We start from the raw sequence: 18,829 nt of genomic DNA on the forward strand, positions 1-18,829 counted from the left end.
GGAACGGCCGGCGGGACCGGAACGATCAGACCCGGGCGAGCCGTTTGAGCAGCAGCGTCGAGGCGACCGGGCGGGCGCCGGCCTTGGCGACGCCGTCGGCGACCTCGCGGTCCGCGGAGACGACCACGATCTGCCGGCCCGGCGGCTCGGCGCGCACCAGCCGGCGGATCAACTCGTCCGCGGTCTCGCCCGCCTTGGAGAAGAGCACCCGGACGCCGCGAGGCGGTGCGAGCAGCACCGGCATGTCCAGGTCGGCGCCGTCGAAGACGCAGGTGACCTCGGCGCGGCTCTGCGCGGCCAGCGCGGCGAGCCCGCCGAGCAGCCGCAGCCGCTGCTTCTCCAGCGGCAGCGAGGGGTAGCCGGTCTTGGTGACGTTGTAGCCGTCCACCACCAGGTGCGCCTGGGGCAGCGCGAGCAGCTGGTCCAGGAGTGCGGGGTCGGTCTCGGACAGCGCGCGGGTGGCGATGTCGCGGGCGCTGAACTGGCCGGGCGCCACCGCGTCCACGGTGTCCGCGGGCCGCACCGGCATGGTGTCCCGCGGCGGCAGGGCCAGTTCGCGGCGCAGCCCGGACGCGGCGTCGAGCACGGTGTCGAGCAGCAGCCGCAGCCGTACGTCCGCGACGCCGCGGCCCTCGCGGGCGGACCTGCGGCCCGCCTCGGCCGCGGACTCCGCCTCGGCGAGCCGGGTGCGGAGCCTGCGGGCCTCGCTCTCGGCGGCGGCGCGCTCGTGCCCGGCGCTCGCGCGGACCTCGTCGAGCGCGCTCTGCAGCTTGCGCTGCGCCGCCTCCGCGCGCTTCACATCGCTCTGGGCGGCGCGGAGTTTGCGGTGCAGGGCGTCGCTCTCCCTGCGCACCGTGTCGAGTTCGGCCCTGGCCCGGCCGGCTTCGGCGCGGGCGTGGGCGTGCAGCGCCTCGACCTCCTCGCGCAGCCGGGCGACCTCGCGCAGCGTCTCCTCGTCGGCGCGTTCCGCGTCGGCGCGCTGGGCCTCCTCGCCCGCGGTGGCGACGAGTTTCGCCCAGCCGGCGGGGCGCAGCAGGTAGGCGGCGGCGGCCACGTCGAGCGGGTCGGCGGCGGGCGGCGGGGTGCCGGCGTCCAGCGCCCCGGTCAGCTCCGGCTGCGACTCGCGCAGCTTGCCGCCGACCTTCTGCCGGAAGCCGGCGTCGGACTCCAGGGCGGCGGCCAGCGCGGTCGCCGCGTACTTCACCCGCCGGCTGGGCGTGAACCGGGCGTACGGGCGCAGGGAGACCGGAAGTTCGGGATAGGTGAAGCCGCCGAAGGCGTCGGCTGCGAGGGCCACGACGCGATGGCGCACGCCTTCGGGCAGCGGGCGGTCCAGCGCGGGCTCACCGTCGCCCCGCGTCTGCGGTCCGCTCGCCTCGGCGCCCGGTTCGCCGCCGCTGTCGTCCACCGATCACTCCTGTCCGGTTCTCGGCGCCCTCCCGGCCCCCTTCGATCCCTCCGGCCGCCGCCTGCTGCTTCCATTGTCCCCGCAACGGGGGTCATTCCTGTGCGGAACCGTCCGCCCCGGTGCGCGCGGTGCCGTCTTCGCCGGCCCCGGCGTCTTCCGCGGACCCTTCGGCGGCGCCGTCGCGGCCCGGCCGGTCGACGAGTTCGACCTGGTCCAGGGCGTTGCACCAGCGGCAGCGGACGGATTCGACGGTCTCGCTGAGCACGTCGGTCTCCTCGGTACGGGGCTCGCCCGCGAGGTCGAGGTGGACGTACTCCACGACGCGGGTCGAGCGCGTCACGTCGAACCTGGTCAGATTGCCGCACAGGGTGCAGCGCCAGCGTGTGGTGGCGGTCGGCAGGGGAACCGGCATCGGATCGGCGCCTCTCGTCTCGGGAGGGTGCCCGCCCCCGGGCCGGCGGCGCGGCGAGGGCGGTCGTCCCGGTCACCCTACGGCCTCGGAGGTGCGCCGCGCTGCGGCGAGGCGACCGGTGACCGTTACGCCCCTTCCGTCATGATCGGTGCATGGTCATCCCGGTGCACGACATGAACCCGGTCCGCCGCACACCGGTCGTGACGTACGGGCTGATCGCCCTGTGCACCGTGGTCTTCCTGCTCGGCCCGCTCTCCGGTTTCACCCCGTCCTACGGCACCGGGCACGCGCTCCAGTGCGAGCAGGCGGTGTACTTCGACCGCTGGGGGGTGATCCCGGCCGAGCTGTTCCACGGGCAGCTGCCGATCGGCCGGCTCGCCCAGCCGGCCGGCTGCCCGGTGCCGCACGGCTTCTGGAAGTCGCCGTTCGTCTCGGTCTTCACCGCGATGTTCCTGCACGGAGGCTGGCTGCACCTGATCGGCAACATGCTCTTCCTCTACGTCTTCGGCGACAACGTCGAGAACCGGATGGGCCGGGTCAGGTTCGCCCTCTTCTACCTCGCGGCCGGCTACCTGGCCACCTACGGCTTCGCCCTCGGGCACCCGGAGGACACGCAGAGCCTGGTCGGGGCGTCGGGGGCGATCTCCGGGGCGCTCGGCGCGTACCTCTACCTCTTTCCGCGGGCGCGGGTGACCAGCCTGTTCCCGTTCCTCTTCTTCATCCCGCTGCGCTTCCCCGCGTGGGTGGTGCTGGGCTTCTGGTTCGTCCTGCAGTGGCTCGCGGCGCAGACCGCGCAGGGCGGGCCGGGCATCGCCTATCTCGCGCACGTGGTCGGCTTCGCCTTCGGCTTCTTCTGCGCATGGGTCTGCTACCGGCCACGGCGTAAGGTGAGCGTCGTCATCGGGTCGACCCAAGGAGACATCCAGCCGTGATCACCGCGATCGTGCTCATCAAGACGTCTGTCGACCGGATTCCGGAGATCGCCGAGTCGATCGCCGCGCTCGACAATGTGAGCGAGGTCTACTCGGTGACCGGCACGTACGATCTCGTCGCCCTGGTCCGGGTGGGACGCCACGACGACCTCGCGGACATCATCCCCGGCCGGATCAGCAAGATTCCCGGGGTCGAGGCCACCGACACGCACGTCGCCTTCCGCACCTACAGCCAGCACGACCTCGAGGCCGCCTTCGCGATCGGCCTCGACGCGTAGCGCCCTCCGGGCGCGCGCCCGGCTGTCAGGGGCGACTGCCCCCGCGGCCCGGCGGCGCACCGCGGGCCGCGCCCTGGCGGGTCACGCAGTTCCCCGCGCCCCTCAAGAACCCGGGCTGCGCCCGGAACGCACTCGAACAGCCACCCGCCGGCCGGCGGGTCGGCAACGCCCGCAACGCCCCCCCCCTGCGCCCGGTGACCAACCGCGGGGCTGCCGCCCGGAAGGGCAGGGGGCCGGGGGTCAGCCCTTGACGGGGACGCAGCGGCCCTCTTCGGTGTGGTAGCGCCACGCGGCGCCGTCGGCGACGAGCGAGCGCGCGGCGGCGAGGAAGCGGTCCACGTGCTCGGCGGGGGTACCGGCGCCGAAGCTGACGCGGACCGCGTTGAGCGAGCGCTCGCCGGGCTCGGCGTCGGGCGCGCCGCACTCGCCCGGCTCGCCGGGAGCGGAGTCGAGCAGCACGCGCACCAGCGGGTGCGCGCAGAAGAGGCCGTCGCGCACACCGATGCCGTGCTCGGCGGAGAGCGCCGCCGCGAAGTGCGAGCTGTTCCAGCCGTCGACGACGAAGGACACCACGCCGACCCGGGGCGCGTCCGGCCCGAACAGGGACAGCACCCGCACCTGCGGGATCGCGGCGAGCCCCTCGGTCAGCCGGGCGAGCAGCGCCTGCTCGCGCTCGACCAGCCGGTCGAAGCCCGCCTCGGTGAGCGCCCGGCACGCCGAGGCGATCGCGTAGGCGCCGATGACGTTGGGCGAGCCCGCCTCGTGCCGGGCGACGCCCTCGTGCCACTGCACGTCGACGCGGCCGTCGGCGCCGCGGGTGACCGTACGGGTGGCGCCGCCGCCGGCGAGGTAGGGCTCCGCGTCGCGCAGCCAGTCGGGCCGGCCGGCGAGGACGCCGGAGCCGAAGGGGGCGTACAGCTTGTGCCCGGAGAAGGCCACCCAGTCCACGTCGAGGTCCGCGACGTCGACCGGGTGGTGCGGCGCGAGCTGCGCCGCGTCGAGCACGATGCGGGCGCCGTGCCGGTGTGCGGCGGCGGCCAGTTCGCGGACCGGCCACAGCTCGCCGGTGACGTTGGACGCGCCGGTGACGCACACCAGCTTGGGGCCCTTCGGCGCGCCGTGCAGCGCCACGTCGAGCGCGGCCACGGCCTGCTCGGGGGTGCGCGGCGCGGCCAGACAGACCACCTCGGCGTCCTCGGCGCGCTGCCACGGCAGGAGCGCCGCGTGGTGCTCGGTCTCGAAGACGAACACCCGGGTGCCGGCGGGCAGGGCGGCGGCGAGCAGGTTGAGCGAGTCGGTGGTGGACCGGGTGAAGAGCACCTGGTCGTCGGGGCGGCAGCCGAGGAACCCGGCGACGGTGGCCCTGCTCTGCTCGAACAGGTCGGTGGACAGCTGGGAGAGGTACCCGGCGCCGCGGTGCACGCTGCCGTAGTACGGCGCGTAGGCGGCGACGTCGTCCCACACCCGCCGGAGCGCCGGGGCGCTGGCCGCGTAGTCGAGCGCCGCGTACGCCACCTCGCCGCCGGTCACCAGCGGCACACGGACGTCGCCGCCGAGCACGGCCAGCGGGGCCCGCAGCTCGACGTCGGACCCGCCGGAGACAGCGGCGGCGGCAGCGGAGGAGGCAGAGAAGGCGGAGAAGGTGGTGGTGACAGTCATGGCGTGGCTCCTGGAGGCAGGCAGGCGGCATCGCGCCCGCTCCGGCCGGAGGACGGCACGGCGAAGCGGGGCGGCGCGGACTCGACGACGGGCGGAAGTGCAGTGGAAACGCAGAACCGGGGCCTGAGGCCCTATCGCATTCGCTTGCTCATGAAAGAACTCCCCATGTCCGGCTTGCCGTGGGCCTTGCTGCTCACGGCCTGGTCATCACCCGGGGCACCCCGCCTCGGACGGAGGGTTGCCGGACAGCGAGCCGGGGCCTTGACGCTGTCACTCGTGACCTGAAATGGATTGTGCCATACACGCGTCCGGGCGCAAGACGGCGTCCGATCAGTGGACTCGTCCTGCGCCCGGAGCGTGCGGTGCCTCGACCGCGGCTGCTTCGACCCTGGCGGGTCAGCCGCGGTGCGTCACGCCTGCGTCGCGGCCGCCCACCGCTCCAGCGCGGCGGCGGCCGCGCCGGAGTCGATGGACTCGGCGGCCGCCACCAGCCCGGCGGCGATCTGCTCCTCCAGCGGGCCGTCGCCGGGCGACAGGGCGACCAGCGCGGCCGCGGAGTTGAGCAGCACCGCGTCCCGTACCGGACCGGTCTCGCCGGCGAGCAGGCGGCGGGCCACCTCGGCGTTGTGGGCCGCATCGGCGCCGCGCAGCGCCTCGACCGGGACCAGCGGCAGGCCGACGTCGCGCGGGTCGAAGGTGCGCTGCTCGACCTTGCCGTCGCGCACCACCCACACCTGGGAGGTCGCGGTGGTGGTCAGCTCGTCCAGGCCGTCGTCGCCCCGGAACACCAGCGCGGAGGAGCCGCGTTCGGCCAGCACGCCGGCCAGGATGGGCGCCATCCGCAGGTCGGCGACGCCGGTCGCCTGCGCCATGACCCGGGCCGGGTTGGTCAGCGGGCCGAGGAAGTTGAAGGTGGTGCCGACCCCCAACTCCGCGCGCGCCTTCGCGACATGACGCAGCGCCGGGTGGAACCTGATGGCGAAGCAGAAGGTGATGCCGGCCTCCGCGGCCACCTGCACCACCCGCTCCGGGGTCAGCTCCAGATTGACGCCGAGCTTGGCCAGCACGTCGGACGCACCGCTGGCGGAGGAGGCCGCGCGATTGCCGTGCTTGACCACCTTCGCGCCGGTGCCGGCCACCACGATCGCCGACATGGTGGAGATGTTGACGGTCCTGGAGCGGTCGCCGCCGGTGCCGACGATGTCGACGGTCCGGCCCGGCACCTCGATGGTGTTGGCGTGCTCGTACATCGCGCGGACCATGCCGGAGACCTCGTCGACGGTCTCGCCCTTGGCCCGCAGTGCGACGGCGAAGCCGGCGATCTGCACGTCGGTCGCCTCACCGCGCATGATCCGGTCCATCGCCCAGGCCGTGTCCTCGACGGACAGGTCCCGTCCGGCCATCAGCTCGCTCAGCACGTCCGGCCAGGACCGCGGAGCCGTCGTCTCGCCTCCGGCGGGGTGCACAACGCTCATGGCTCACGCTCCTGGAACGGCTCCTGGGTGGGCCCTCACCCTATCGGGAGTCGGCAGCGCGGAAACCGGTCGGGCCCGGCGCCCCCAAGGGGTGCCGGGCCCGACCGGTGTGTGGCGACGCGACGCGCTGCGCCGGTGCGTCAGTGGTGGCCGTGGCCCGAGGTGATCTCCTCGTACTCCTCGGCGGTCGGCTTGGGGATCTGGCTGTGCTCGCCGTAGAAGTTGCGGGACATCCGCGCCTGCAGCTTCGCGACGGGGTTCGCCTTGCGCTCCACGCCGTTCTCGTCGACCTCGGGGCCGACCTCGATCGGCCTGGGCTGGGCGTGCGCGGTGAGCACGTGCAGCTCCTGCTGCGAGAGCAGTTCGTGCACCTCGATGAACTCACCGTGCGGCAGCCGCTTGATGATGCCGGTCTCGCGCCCGTGCAGCACCTTGTCGCGGTCCCGCCGTTGCAGACCGAGGCAGACCCGCTTGGTGGCCCAGTACGCGAGGACCGGCGCCACGAAGAAGCTGACCCGGACGAACCAGGTGATCGCGTTGATCGACAGATGGAAGTGGGTGGCGAAGATGTCGTTGCCACCACCGACCAGCAGCACGAAGTACAGCGTCAGCCAGGCCACGCCGAAGCCGGTGCGCACCGGACGGTTGCGCGGCCGGTCCAGCAGGTGGTGCTCCCGCTTGTCGCCGGTCACCCACGCCTCGATGAACGGGTAGACCGCGATGGCCATCATGACCAGCGGGAAGACCATCAGCGGGATGAACACGCCGAGGACCAGCGTGTGGCCCCAGGCCCTGATCTCCCAGCCCGGCATGACGCGGATCAGGCCCTCGGAGAAGCCCATGTACCAGTCGGGCTGGGCTCCGGTGGACACCTGGTCGGGCCGGTAGGGGCCCATCGTCCAGATCGGGTTGATGGTGGCGACCGCGGCGATGGCCGAGATGATGCCGAACACCAGGAAGAAGAAGCCGCCCGCCTTGGCCGTGTAGATCGGCAGCAGCGGCGAGCCGACGACGTTCTTCTCGGTCTTGCCGGCGCCCGGGAACTGGGTGTGCTTGTGGAAGAACACCAGGATCAGGTGGGCGACCAGCAGGCCGGCCATCAGACCTGGCAGCAGCAGGATGTGCACCGAGTAGAACCGGCCGACGAAGTCGTGGCCGGGGAACTCGCCGCCGAACAGGAACATCGACAGGTACGTGCCGACCACCGGGGTGGAGAGCACCGCGCCTTCCATGAACCGCACACCGGTGCCGGACAGCAGGTCGTCCGGGAGCGAGTAGCCGGTGAAGCCGGTGAACATGCCCAGGAAGAGCAGCGTCCAGCCGAACAGCCAGTTGATCTCGCGCGGGCGGCGGAACGCGCCGGTGAAGAAGACGCGCATCATGTGCACGATCATCGCGGCGATGAAGATCAGCGCGGACCAGTGGTGGATCTGCCGGATCAGCAGACCGCCGCGGACCTCGAAGCTGATGTGCATCGTGGAGGCGTACGCCTCGGACATCCGCACGCCCTGAAGCGGCGCGTACGGGCCGTGGTAGACGACCTCGTTCATGCTCGGGTGGAAGAACAGCGTCAGATAGACACCCGTGAGGATGAGGATCGTGAAGCTGTAGAGGCAGACCTCGCCGAGCATGAAGGACCAGTGGTCCGGGAAGATCTTGCGCAGGTTGGACTTGGCCAGCTTGTACAGACCGAGCCGGCCGTCGGTCCACTCCGCGATCCGCTCACCGGGGTTGGTCGGTCCGCGGCGGGTCGGCGTATCGGTCGTGGTACTCATGAGCGCTCCCAGAAGGCCGGGCCGACGGGCTCCTCGAAGTCGCCGAGGGCGATGAGGTTGCCGTCACCATTGACGCTGATCCGAAGCTGCGGCAGCGGGTGTCCCGCCGGGCCGAACAGCACCCGGGCACCGTCGGAGAGGTCGAACGTCGACTGGTGGCACGGGCAGAGCACGTGGTGCGTCTGCTGCTCGTAGAGGCTGATCGGGCAGCCGACGTGGGTGCAGATCTTGGAGAAGGCGACGATGCCCTCGTGCGCCCAGTCGCGCTCGCGCTTGTCCTTGATGTCCTCCGGCTTGAGCCGGACGATCATCAGGGCGGCCTTGGCGATCTGCTCCTGGAAGTCCTCCTGCGCCTCCTCCAGGCCCTCGGGCCTGGCGAAGGTCAGCGAACCGACGATGACGTCCTCGGGGCGCAGCGGCTTGTCGGTGTTGGTGTTCACCAGCACCTTGCCGCGCGTCCACAGGGTGTGGTCGAGCTTCTTCTCCGGCAGCGGGCCGAGGTCGCGCAGGATCACCACACCGGACAGCGGCACCAGGGTCAGTGCGCCGAACATGGTGTTGCGGATCAGCTTGCGGCGGCCGAAGCCGCTCTCCTTGGCGCCGGTGATCCACTGCTGGCGGACGTTCTCCTTGAGCTCGTCGTCCGCGTCGACGCGGTGCCGCTCGTCGGCGACCTCCTCGTCGGACATCAGCGTGCGGGCCCAGTGCACGGCGCCCGCGCCGATCGCGAACAGCGCGACGCCCAGGGTCAGGCCCAGGGAGAAGTTCAGCGCGCTGACGTGCCCGATCGGGAAGACGTAGATGATCTTGTCGATCGGGAAGACGACGAAGCTCGCGATGAAGCCCAGGGTGCCCAGCATCGAGAGCATGAACAGGCCCGCGACCACTCGCTCGGAGTGGCGGGCGGCCTTCTCGTCGATGTCCTGGCGCCGGTGCTCGTGGGGCGGCAGCCCGGGGTTGGCGAACGGGTCGGACTTGACCGCTACGTCGCCGCCGCGGGCGCCGTGTTCGCTCGGCAGGTTCTCTGACACGTCGTTGTGGGATCCGGTTTCGCTCATGACTTCTTGGCCTTAGTCGTCCGGGCGGCGACCCAGGTGGCGGTGGCGATCATCGCGCCGAGTCCGAAGACCCAGGCGAAGAGGCCCTCGGGGACCGGGCCGAGCGTGCCGAGCGTGAACCCGCCGGGGTTCTCCGAGCCGGCGGTGTCGACCTCGTTGAGGTACGCGATGATGTCGGCCTTGGCGTCCTGCGGCATCGTGGTGTCCGGGAAGGACGGCATGTTCTGCGGGCCGGTCTGCATGGCCTCGTAGATGTGCCTCGGCTCGACGCCCTTCAGGCTCGGCGCGTACATGCCGTCCGTCAGCGCACCGCCCTTGCCCACGAAGTTGTGGCACTGCGAGCAGTTCGTGCGGAACAGCTCACCGCCCTTGGCGGCGTCGGCGCTGGCCGGGCTGTACTGGTCCTTGGTGGGGATGGCGGGACCGGGGCCCAGCGACGCGATGTACGCGGCGATCTGGTCGATCTGCGCCTGGTTGTAGATGACCTTCTTCTTCGGGATCTGCGCGCCCGGCTGCTGGGCCGGCATGCGGCCGGTGCCGACCTGGAAGTCCACCGCGGCGGAGCCGACGCCCACCAGGCTCGGACCGTCGGAGCTGCCCTGGCCGGACATGTTGTGGCAGCTGGCGCAGCCGACCGAGTACAGCTTCTTGCCCTGCTCGATGGCCAGGGACTGGGCCGAGTCGTCGGCCTGCGCCTTGGGCGCCGGCGCGAGCGCCGCGTACAGCCCCCCGGAGGCCACGAGCGCGAAGAGTAGGACGACGAGCGCCGCCAGCGGGTGGCGCCGTCGTGCGGAGAGCTTTTTCACGGATTACCCCGGTGTCAGGATCTCTTGTGTCGATGCTTCTGGATGCGTCAGTCCCGCACCGTGGTTGGCGGTGCGCAGCCGGCTACTTGATCAGGTAGATCGTGGCGAAGAGGCCGATCCAGACGACATCGACGAAGTGCCAGTAGTAGGACACGACGATGGCGGCGGTGGCCTGCTGGTGGGTGAACCGCTTGGCCGCGTATGTGCGGCCGAGCACCAGCAGGAACGCGATCAGACCGCCCGTCACGTGCAGACCGTGGAAGCCGGTGGTCAGGTAGAACACCGAGCCGTACGGGTCCGAGCTGAGTGAGATCCCGTCCTTCTTGACCAGGTTCGTGTACTCGAAGATCTGGCCGCCGATGAAGATCGCGCCCATCATGAACGTCACGATGAACCAGGAGCGCAGCTTCTTCACGTCGCCGCGCTCGGCGGCGAACACGCCCATCTGGCACGTGAAGGAGGAGAGCACCAGGATCGTGGTGTTCGTCGCGGAGAACGGCACGTTCAGCGCGTGAGCGTGTTCCTTCCAGAAGTCGGCACCCGTGACCGACCGAAGGGTGAAGTACATCGCGAAGAGGGCCGCGAAGAACATCAGCTCGGAACTCAGCCAGATGATGGTTCCGACGCTGGTGAGGTTCGGCCGGTTGACCGACGGGTGCGCGTGCCCGGTTTCTACTGCTGTTGCTGTCGCCACGTCCGACATTATGTCGGTCGCTTATCTCGCGCTCACTCCGGGGGTCCCCTTCGGTGTGTCAAGGTGCCCGGTCGGCCGGTGAGTCGGTCGGGGCGGCCGCGGCGCGTGTCCCCCGAACGAGCGAACCCTTCTGGGAAAGCCGCTGGCGGGAGTAGCATCCGGAGCACCTTGAGAAAGCCTTCACGAGGAGGACCCACGATGCAGGCGACCGCCACGGTGCTGGTCTACAGCGACGACGCGAACACCCGGGAGCAGGTCCGGCTCGCCGTCGGCCGCAGGCCCGCGGCCGACCTGCCACCGGTGGAGTACATCGAGTGCGCCACGATGCCCGCGGTCCTCACCGAGCTGGAGCGCGGCGGGATCGACGTGTGCGTGCTGGACGGGGAGGCCAATCCGGCCGGCGGCATGGGGGTCTGCCGGCAGGTGAAGGACGAGATCTTCCGGTGCCCGCCGGTGCTGGTGCTGATCGGGCGGCCGCAGGACGCCTGGCTGGCCACCTGGAGCAGGGCGGACGCGGCTGTCACCCATCCGGTGGATCCGGTGGCGCTCAGCGAGACGTTGGCGACGCTGCTGCGCCGCCGGGTCGCGCCGGCCGGTACGGCCGTCGCGACCCGCTGACCTGCGGCGCCGGACCCCGCTGGGGTGAGCCGGCGGCGGGCGTCAGAGCGTCTGCGGGCGCAGCCGCGCCGGGGCGTTGACGGGGGTGGAGTTCACGTCCGTCTGGCCCTGTCCGCTGGTCGCCGGGGGCGGGGCGGTGCCGCCGGAGACGCCCAGCGCGCTGCCCTTCTGCCACTGGCTCCAGGCGAGGTTCCAGTCGCCGAAGCCGTTGTCGAACGGCGTCATCGTCGGGCCCTGGCTGTGGACCACCTGGACCACGTCGCCCTGCCGTACGTGCTCGAAGAACCACTCGGCGTTCGCGGTGCTCATGCCGGTGCAGCCGTGGCTGACGTTGGCGTACCCCTGGGAGCCCTCGGACCAGGGCGCGGCGTGCACGTATTCGCCACTCCAAGTCACCCGGGTGGCCCAGTAGACGGGCAGGTCGTACGAGTCGGAGCTGCCGGCGGCTATGCCTATGCTCTCGCTCTTCATCTGCACGAACTGCTGCTTCTCCAGCACCACCTTGATGCCGTTGCGGGTGTCGAAGCCGGGCTTGCCGGTGGTGATCGGGATGGTTCTCACGACTTTGCCGTTGTCCTTGAAGGTCATCTGGTCGGTTCCGGCGTCCGTGATCGCCTCGATGCGGTCGCCGGTGTGGAGGGTGAGCGGCTTGTCCGCGCCGCCGTACAGCTTGTCCTGGACGCGCACGCCGGACAGGGTGCTGCTGACGCTGATGGTCGCGTCGGCGGGCCAGTAGCTCTGCGGCCGGTAGTGCAGGGTCTTGTCGTCGACCCAGTACCAGGAGCCCTTGGCGGCCGCGGGGGTCGAGGAGACGCGCAGGTTGCCCTCCACGGCGGCCCTGGCGGCCTTGGTGTGCACCGGCTTGCTGAGCACGGCGGTGAGGGGCTGGCCGACGCCGTAGGTGCCCGCGTCGGGGCCGAAGGAGACGTGCAGGCCGGCGTCCGCCGAGGTGGTGTCGAAGGTCAGGACCTTGCGGCCGGGGTGGCCGTTGGAGTCCTCGGTGCTCACCCGGACGGTGTAGTGGACGCCGGCAGCGAGGGGTGCGGTGGACTGCCAGTCGCCGCCGTCCGCGCTGAGCCGGCCGCGTATGTAGCGTCCGGCCGCGTCGGTGGCCGTCACGTCGGTGATCCGGCTGCCGTCCTTCACGGTGACCTTGAGGGGCTTGTTCGGGTCGGCCTTGCCGCCGGCGGCGGTCCCGTAGGACACGTCGGCCGCGGCCTCGTGCGGTGAGGCGGCGAGCGGGTTTCCCCCGCTGCCGCAGGCGGTCAGCCCCACCGCGAGCGGGGCTATGAGGAGGGCGCAGGTCAGCGCCGTCTGGCGCAGCGCCTGGTTCTTGGGGGGCGTGTGGCTCATACCGTCACGCTAGGAAGCACGGTGGGTTTCCGCTCGGTGGGCGCGTGCAAACGAGCGGCGCGGGCAGGCGGCCGGCACGGCCGGGAACGCAGCAAGGGCCGGAACACAGCAGGGCCCGGACGCCTGTGGCGTCCGGGCCCTGTGTCGTGTGCTCCGGGTCATGCGTCCCGGGTGCGGTCTCCCGCGGCGGTCCGGCTACTGGGTGCGGTTCTCACCCTTGTAGTACTCGAAGACCCAGCCGTACACGCCGAGGAGGATCACCGGCAGCGAGAAGAACAGCAGCCACCAGCCGAAGATGATGCCGAGGAAGGCGAGCGAGCCGCCCACGCCCAGCGCCAGCGGCTGCCAGCTGTGCGGGCTGAAGAAGCCCAGTTCGCCCGCGTCGTCGGCGACGTCGGCGTCGTCCCGGTCCTGCGCTCCGGTGTCGGCCCGCCGGGCGGTGAACGCCAGGTAGAAACCGATCATGGTGCACAGGGCGAAGGCGAGGAAGAGCGCGGTGGTGCCCGCGGCCTCCTTGGACCAGACGCCGTAGATGATGGCGACCGCCAGGATGAAGACGGCGAAGCCCAGGAACATCTTGCCTTGGATCTTCACGCCCGGCCCTCCTTGTCGTCCGCGCCGGTCAGCGGAGCCGTGGTCGCGCCGCGTGCGCTGAGCGCGTCGACGGCCGCGATCTCCGGGTGGTGCAGGTCGAACGCCGGGGATTCGGAGCGGATCCGCGGCAGCGTGAGGAAGTTGTGCCGCGGCGGCGGGCACGAGGTGGCCCACTCCAGCGAACGGCCGTAACCCCACGGGTCGTCGACCTCCACCTTCTTGCCGTACTTCGCGGTCTTCCAGACGTTGTAGAGGAACGGCAGGACCGAGAGGCCGAGCAGGAAGGAGCTGATCGTCGAGACGGTGTTCAGCGTGGTGAAGCCGTCCACCGCCAGGTAGTCGGCGTAGCGGCGGGGCATGCCTTCGACGCCGAGCCAGTGCTGGACCAGGAAGGTCCCGTGGAAGCCGAAGAACAGCGTCCAGAAGGTGATCTTGCCGAGCCGCTCGTCGAGCATCTTGCCGGTCATCTTCGGCCACCAGAAGTGGAAGCCCGCGAACATCGCGAACACCACGGTGCCGAAGACGACGTAGTGGAAGTGCGCGACCACGAAGTACGAGTCGGAGACGTGGAAGTCCAGCGGCGGCGCGGCGAGGATGACACCGGTCAGACCACCGAAGGTGAAGGTGATCAGGAAGCCGACGGCCCACAGCATGGGCGTCTCGAAACTCAGACTGCCCTTCCACATGGTGCCGATCCAGTTGAAGAACTTCACACCGGTCGGCACCGCGATCAGGAAGGTCATGAAGGAGAAGAACGGGAGCAGCACGCCGCCGGTGACGTACATGTGGTGCGCCCACACCGTCACCGAGAGGCCGGCGATGGAGATCGTCGCGGCGACCAGGCCGATGTAGCCGAACATCGGCTTGCGGCTGAAGACCGGGATGACCTCGGAGATGATGCCGAAGAACGGCAGCGCGATGATGTACACCTCTGGGTGCCCGAAGAACCAGAAGAGGTGCTGCCACAACAGGGCGCCGCCGTTGGCGGCGTCGAAGACGTGCGCCCCGAACTTCCGGTCGGCCTCCAGGCACAGCAGCGCGGCGGCGAGCACCGGGAAGGCCAGCAGCACGAGCACCGCGGTGAGCAGCACGTTCCACACGAAGATCGGCATGCGGAACATCGTCATGCCGGGGGCGCGCATGCAGATGATCGTGGTGATGAAGTTGACGGCGCCGAGGATGGTGCCGAAGCCGGACAGCGCCAGACCCATGATCCACATGTCCGCGCCGACGCCGGGCGAGTGCACCGCGTCGGAGAGCGGGGAGTAGGCGAACCAGCCGAAGTCGGCCGCGCCCTGCGGGGTGACGAAGCCGCCGACCGCGATCAGCGAGCCGAACAGGTACAGCCAGTACGCGAACATGTTCAGCCGCGGGAACGCCACGTCGGGCGCGCCGATCTGCAGCGGCATGATCCAGTTCGTGAAGCCCGCGAAGAGCGGGGTCGCGAACATCAGCAGCATCACGGTGCCGTGCATCGTGAACGCCTGGTTGAACTGCTCGTTCGACAGGAACTGGTTGCCCGGACGGGCCAGCTCGGCACGCATCAGCAGCGCCATGACGCCGCCGATGAGGAAGAAGGCGAACGACGTCACCAGGTAGAGCGTGCCGATGGTCTTGTGGTCGGTGGTGGTCAGCCACTTGATGACCACGGAGCCGGGGCTCTTGGTGCGGACGGGCAGCTCGTCCTCGTACGAGTCGTCAGCCGGAGCCGCGCCCTGGGGTTCGTTGAGAATGCTCATGTGGTCTTGGGCTCCGAGTTCTTCGCGTTGCCCGTGGTGGCAATGCCCGCCGGGATGTAACCGGTCTGCCCCTTCGCCGCCAGGTCCTTGAGGTGCTGCTGGTACTGCTCGGGCGTGACGACCTTGACGTTGAACAGCATCCGGGAGTGGTCCTGGCCGCACAGCTCGGCGCACTTGCCGCGGAACAGCCCGAGCTTGTTCGGCGTCACCTGGAAGACGTTGGTCTGGCCCGGGATGACGTCCATCTTCATGAGGAAGGGGATCACCCAGAAGTCGTGGATCACGTCACGGGAGGTCAGCACGAACCGCACGGACTGGCCCTCGGGCAGCCACAGCGTCGGGCCGGGGTGCTCCTCGGTGCCGCTGGAGGGGGTGCCGACGTCGTAGACGCCCTCGGCGCCCTTGGGCAGCAGCAGCTTGTTCGCCGGGATGGTGGACAGGTTCGCCGGAACGCCCACGGGCGTCGCCGGGTTGCCGTCCACGTTCGCCAGGTAGTTGAAGCCCCAGCTCCACTGGAAGCCCACCACGTTGATCACGTTCTGCGGCTTCTTCGAGGTGTCCAGGATCTTGGACTCGTCCCGGGCGGTGAAGTAGAAGAGCACCGCGATCACGATGATCGGGACGATGGTGTAGAGCGCCTCAAGCGGCATGTTGTAACGCGTCTGCGGAGGGACCTCGACCTTCGTCCGGCTGCGCCGGTGGAAGATCACGCTCCACAGGATCAGGCCCCAGACGAGCACACCGGTCGCCAGCGCGGCGGCCCAGGAGCCCTGCCAGAGCGCGAGGATCCTGGGTGCCTGTTCCGTGGCGGGGCTGGGCATGCCCAGACGGGGGTAGTCCTTGTAAGAGCAGCCTGTGGCCGTCGCCAGGACCAGACCCGCGGCCAGCACCCGCGGCAGCCATCGCCGTACCGGGCGCCGCGACATGGGAGCTCCGCCCACGCCTTTCTGGCCGTGGGGGAGGTCGGAGCCGTTGGGACTCACGTAGCGCCTTCCCGAGAGTCTCGCCCGCGCGTCCGAGTGTTCCGGCCGTCTGCTGGTCGGTCGGCCCGTGCGCGGGCACTAGGTGTGGATGTTTATGCGGACCAAACCCTACTGGACGCACTTCGGGGTCTCGCGGGGAGGGGGTCCAACGCGCCGGACCTCACCCCTAAGGGAGGGCACGCCCCCGGAGTCCCGCTCCGCGGAGGCGTTCTGACACCCCGCCCGGCCCGGGTTGTAGCGTGCGGTCGTGTCCTATTTCGATATGGCGTCCGCCGCTCCGCTGCACCCCGTGGCGCGTCAGGCGCTGCTCGCCGCCCTCGACGACGGCTGGGCCGACCCGGCCCGGCTGTACCGCGAGGGGCGGCGGGCGAGGGTGCTGCTCGACGCCGCGCGGGAGGCCGCCGCGGAGGCGGTCGGCTGCCGCCCGGACGAACTGGTCTTCACTCCTTCGGGTACCCGCGCGCTGCATTCGGCGGTGGCGGGGGCGACCGCCGGGCGGCGCAGGACCGGACGGCACCTGGTGGTGTCCGCGGTCGAGCACTCCGCGGTGCTGCACGCCGCGGAGCCGTACGACACCGTGCAGGTGGGCGTCGACCGCACCGGGCGCGTCGACCCGGCGGCCTTCGCCGCGGCGCTGCGCCCGGACACCGCGCTGGCCTGCCTGCAGTCGGCCAACCACGAGGTGGGCACCGTCCAGCCGGTCGAGGAGGTCGCCGCGGCATGCCGGGCGGCCGGCGTGCCGCTGCTGGTGGACGCCGCGCAGTCGCTGGCCTGGGGGGCGCCGCCGGACGGCTGGTCGCTGCTGGCGGGCAGCGCGCACAAGTGGGGCGGCCCGTCAGGGGTGGGGCTGCTCGCGGTGCGCAAGGGCACCAGGTACGCACCCCAGGAGCCCGCGGACGAACGGGAGTCGGGGCGCGCGCCGGGCTCGCTGAGCCTGCCCGCCGTCGTCGCCGCCGCGGCCTCGCTGCGCGCGGTGCGGGACGCCGCCGCGGCGGAGGCGGCGCGGCTGGGCGCGCTGGTGGAGCGGATCAGGACGCGGGTGGCGCGGACCGTGCCCGACGTGGAGGTTGTCGGCCACGACCGGCTGCGGCTGCCGCACCTGGTCACCTTCTCCTGCCTCTACGTGGACGGCGAGGCGCTGCTCACCGCCCTGGACCTGGCCGGCTTCTCGGTGTCCTCCGGGTCGTCGTGCACGTCGAGCACGCTGACGCCGAGCCATGTGCTCAAGGCGATGGGTGTGCTGTCGGAGGGCAACGTCCGGGTGTCGCTGCCGCCGGGGACCGCCGAGGAGGACGTGGAGCGTTTCCTGGCGGTGCTGCCCGGGGTGGTCGCCGAGGTCCGCGCGCAGCTCGGCGCGCCCACCGCCGGGTCCGCAGGGTCCGCAGGCGCCGCCGGCGACTCCGCAGGCTCCGCGGCGGACGCGGGGAGCACCGAGCCGGGCGCCGGCCTGCTGGTGGACTCGCTCGGCAAGCTCTGCCCGATCCCGGTCATCGAACTGGCCAAGGTGATCGGGCAGGTGCCGGTCGGCGGCCTGGTCACGGTGCTCTCCGACGACGAGGCGGCCCGCCTCGACATCCCGGCCTGGTGCCAGATGCGCGGCCAGGAGTACGTGGGCGTGCGCCCGGCCGAGCGCGGCGCCGCGTACGTGGTGCGGCGCCGCGGCTGAGCCGGACGGCGGACGGGTGCCCGGTGCCGGGACCTCCTGGCCCCCCGGGGGCTCAGCGCTTGAGGTGGTCCCTGACCTCGGAGGCGGCCGCGTCGCCGTACGCCTTGGTGAAGCGCTCCATGAAGTGGCCGCGGCGCAGCTCGTACTCCTGGGTGCCGACGGTCTCGATGACCAGGGTGGCGAGCATGTTGCCGACCTGGGCGGCGCGTTCGAAGCCGACGCCCCACGCGAGGCCCGACAGGAAGCCGGCCCGGAAGGCGTCGCCGACGCCCGTCGGGTCGGCCTTGCGCTCCTCCTCCGCGCAGCCCACCTCGATCGGCGCCTCGCCCTTGCGGTCGATCCGCACACCGTGGGAGCCCAGGGTGGTGACGCGGGTGCCGACCCGGTCCAGGATCTCCGCCTCGCTCCAGCCGGTCTTGGTCTCGATCAGGCCCTTCTCGTACTCGTTGTTGAACAGGTAGGCGGCGCCGTCGAGCAGCACCCGGATGTCGTCGCCGTCCATCCGGGCGATCTGCTGGGAGAAGTCGGCGGCGAAGGGGATGCCGCGCGATCGGCACTCCTCGGTGTGGCGGATCATCGCCTCGGGGTCGTCCGCCCCGATGGACACCAGGTCGAGGCCGCCCACCCGCTCGGCGACCGCCTGCAGCTCGATCAGCCGGGCCTCGCTCATCGCGCCGGTGTAGAAGGAGCCGATCTGGTTGTGGTCGCTGTCGGTGGTGCAGATGAAACGGGCGGTGTGCAGCACCTCGGAGATCCGCACCGACGAGGTGTCCACGCCGTGCCGCTCCAGCCAGCTGCGGTACTCCGCGAAGTCGTTGCCCGCCGCGCCCACCAGCACCGGGCGGGTGCCCAGCTGGCCCATGCCGAAGCAGATGTTGGCGGCGACACCGCCGCGCCGCACGTCGAGTCCGTCGACCAGGAAGGAGAGGGAGACCGTGTGCAGCCGGTCGGCGACCAGCTGGTCGGCGAACCGGCCGGGGAAGGTCATCAGATGGTCGGTGGCGATGGATCCGGTGACGGCGATACGCACGGCGGCGGACTCCTGAGAGGCAAGAGGATCAGGGGGACACGGAGAAACTACCCGATAGTAGGGCTTTCTCCGTCGGTGGCGCATGCCTAGGGTCGCATCATGAGCACCGACTCGCCTGCCGTTCTGCCCCCCTCCTCCGCGACCGAACCCGAATCGCTGCAGCAGCTGATCGGGGACTGCCGGCGGATGGCGCTGCACTGGAAGACCCCGGCAGCGCACGAACAGGCCGTCGTCGCCCCCGCCAGCCTGCACGGCATCACCGTGCCGCCCGCGTCCGCGCACGTGGTGCGCGGCATGACGGAGTACGGCGCCTGACCCGCACCGCCGACCTGGACCGCTGAGCCCCACC

The 18,829-nt window shown here is 71.1% G+C and carries 17 protein-coding genes, 1 pseudogene and 1 riboswitch; of the genes and pseudogenes, 5 read left to right on the forward strand and 13 right to left on the reverse strand.

What is annotated here, in order from left to right:
- Positions 1–25: 25 nt before the first annotated feature.
- Both V2S66_RS06610 and V2S66_RS06615 read right to left on the reverse strand, forming a co-directional pair.
- Entirely contained in the window at positions 26–1,408 is a 1,383-nt protein-coding gene (locus tag V2S66_RS06610; RefSeq protein ID WP_413966314.1) for an NYN domain-containing protein, read from the reverse strand.
- 178 nt (positions 1,409–1,586) lie between these two features.
- Positions 1,587–1,820, reverse strand: a pseudogene (locus V2S66_RS06615) (hypothetical protein); the annotation flags it as partial.
- Between the two features lie 152 nt (positions 1,821–1,972).
- On the opposite strand from V2S66_RS06615, the gene V2S66_RS06620 reads away from it, so the two are divergent.
- Positions 1,973–2,752 (forward strand): rhomboid family intramembrane serine protease, encoded by a 780-nt coding sequence (locus tag V2S66_RS06620; RefSeq protein WP_330793536.1) that lies wholly within the window; start codon positions 1,973–1,975, stop codon positions 2,750–2,752.
- The gene (locus tag V2S66_RS06625; protein WP_330793537.1) at positions 2,749–3,030 is read left to right on the forward strand and encodes an Lrp/AsnC family transcriptional regulator; all 282 of its coding nucleotides are present in this window, start codon (positions 2,749–2,751) and stop codon (positions 3,028–3,030) included. Before V2S66_RS06620 ends, V2S66_RS06625 begins: the two co-directional genes overlap by 4 nt.
- 240 nt (positions 3,031–3,270) lie before the next feature.
- Here the strand turns inward: V2S66_RS06625 and V2S66_RS06630 are convergent, their stop codons facing one another.
- From V2S66_RS06630 to ctaE, 6 genes are all read right to left on the reverse strand, one after another.
- Positions 3,271–4,689, reverse strand: coding sequence for an aminotransferase class V-fold PLP-dependent enzyme (locus V2S66_RS06630; protein ID WP_330793538.1), 1,419 nt, complete (start codon positions 4,687–4,689; stop codon positions 3,271–3,273).
- A gap of 165 nt (positions 4,690–4,854) precedes the next feature.
- Positions 4,855–4,971, reverse strand: a riboswitch (SAM riboswitch).
- Positions 4,972–5,099: 128 nt separating this feature from the next.
- Entirely contained in the window at positions 5,100–6,164 is a 1,065-nt protein-coding gene (gene trpD, locus V2S66_RS06635; protein WP_330793539.1) for an anthranilate phosphoribosyltransferase, read from the reverse strand.
- Between the two features lie 140 nt (positions 6,165–6,304).
- The gene (qcrB, locus tag V2S66_RS06640; protein WP_330793540.1) at positions 6,305–7,939 is read right to left on the reverse strand and encodes a cytochrome bc1 complex cytochrome b subunit; all 1,635 of its coding nucleotides are present in this window, start codon (positions 7,937–7,939) and stop codon (positions 6,305–6,307) included.
- Complete coding sequence (gene qcrA, locus V2S66_RS06645) at positions 7,936–8,997, reverse strand: cytochrome bc1 complex Rieske iron-sulfur subunit (protein WP_330793541.1); 1,062 nt, start codon at positions 8,995–8,997, stop codon at positions 7,936–7,938. Before qcrA ends, qcrB begins: the two co-directional genes overlap by 4 nt.
- Complete coding sequence (qcrC, locus tag V2S66_RS06650) at positions 8,994–9,803, reverse strand: cytochrome bc1 complex diheme cytochrome c subunit (protein ID WP_330793542.1); 810 nt, start codon at positions 9,801–9,803, stop codon at positions 8,994–8,996. Before qcrC ends, qcrA begins: the two co-directional genes overlap by 4 nt.
- 82 nt (positions 9,804–9,885) lie before the next feature.
- Positions 9,886–10,506 (reverse strand): aa3-type cytochrome oxidase subunit III, encoded by a 621-nt coding sequence (gene ctaE / locus V2S66_RS06655; protein WP_330793543.1) that lies wholly within the window; start codon positions 10,504–10,506, stop codon positions 9,886–9,888.
- 189 nt (positions 10,507–10,695) lie between these two features.
- On the opposite strand from ctaE, the gene V2S66_RS06660 reads away from it, so the two are divergent.
- A complete protein-coding gene (locus V2S66_RS06660) occupies positions 10,696–11,115 on the forward strand; it encodes a response regulator transcription factor (protein WP_330793544.1) in 420 nt (139 codons plus the stop codon).
- A gap of 42 nt (positions 11,116–11,157) precedes the next feature.
- On the opposite strand, the gene V2S66_RS06665 is transcribed toward V2S66_RS06660, so the two are convergent.
- The 4 genes from V2S66_RS06665 to ctaC form a co-directional block, all read right to left on the reverse strand.
- A complete protein-coding gene (locus V2S66_RS06665; protein ID WP_330793545.1) occupies positions 11,158–12,468 on the reverse strand; it encodes a L,D-transpeptidase in 1,311 nt (436 codons plus the stop codon).
- 195 nt (positions 12,469–12,663) lie between these two features.
- A complete protein-coding gene (locus V2S66_RS06670) occupies positions 12,664–13,062 on the reverse strand; it encodes a cytochrome c oxidase subunit 4 (protein WP_330793546.1) in 399 nt (132 codons plus the stop codon).
- A complete protein-coding gene (gene ctaD, locus V2S66_RS06675; protein WP_330793547.1) occupies positions 13,059–14,801 on the reverse strand; it encodes an aa3-type cytochrome oxidase subunit I in 1,743 nt (580 codons plus the stop codon). Before ctaD ends, V2S66_RS06670 begins: the two co-directional genes overlap by 4 nt.
- On the reverse strand, positions 14,798–15,784 hold the full coding sequence (gene ctaC / locus V2S66_RS06680; protein WP_413966315.1) for an aa3-type cytochrome oxidase subunit II: 987 nt from the start codon (positions 15,782–15,784) through the stop codon (positions 14,798–14,800). The genes ctaD and ctaC overlap by 4 nt, the downstream gene beginning before the upstream one ends.
- A gap of 247 nt (positions 15,785–16,031) precedes the next feature.
- Here ctaC and V2S66_RS06685 point away from each other — a divergent pair, with 247 nt between their 5' ends.
- On the forward strand, positions 16,032–17,450 hold the full coding sequence (locus V2S66_RS06685) for a cysteine desulfurase/sulfurtransferase TusA family protein (protein ID WP_330793549.1): 1,419 nt from the start codon (positions 16,032–16,034) through the stop codon (positions 17,448–17,450).
- A gap of 52 nt (positions 17,451–17,502) precedes the next feature.
- Here V2S66_RS06685 and V2S66_RS06690 read toward each other — a convergent pair whose 3' ends face one another.
- The gene (locus tag V2S66_RS06690; protein WP_330793550.1) at positions 17,503–18,480 is read right to left on the reverse strand and encodes a carbohydrate kinase family protein; all 978 of its coding nucleotides are present in this window, start codon (positions 18,478–18,480) and stop codon (positions 17,503–17,505) included.
- Positions 18,481–18,579: 99 nt separating this feature from the next.
- Here V2S66_RS06690 and V2S66_RS06695 point away from each other — a divergent pair, with 99 nt between their 5' ends.
- Positions 18,580–18,795 carry a hypothetical protein gene (locus V2S66_RS06695; protein ID WP_330793551.1) on the forward strand — a complete coding sequence of 72 codons (216 nt, stop codon included), beginning with the start codon at positions 18,580–18,582 and terminating at the stop codon, positions 18,793–18,795.
- Positions 18,796–18,829 lie beyond the last annotated feature (34 nt).

The sequence above is a fragment of the Actinacidiphila polyblastidii genome, assembly GCF_036353415.1.
Taxonomy (GTDB): Bacteria; Actinomycetota; Actinomycetes; order Streptomycetales; family Streptomycetaceae; genus Actinacidiphila; species Actinacidiphila polyblastidii.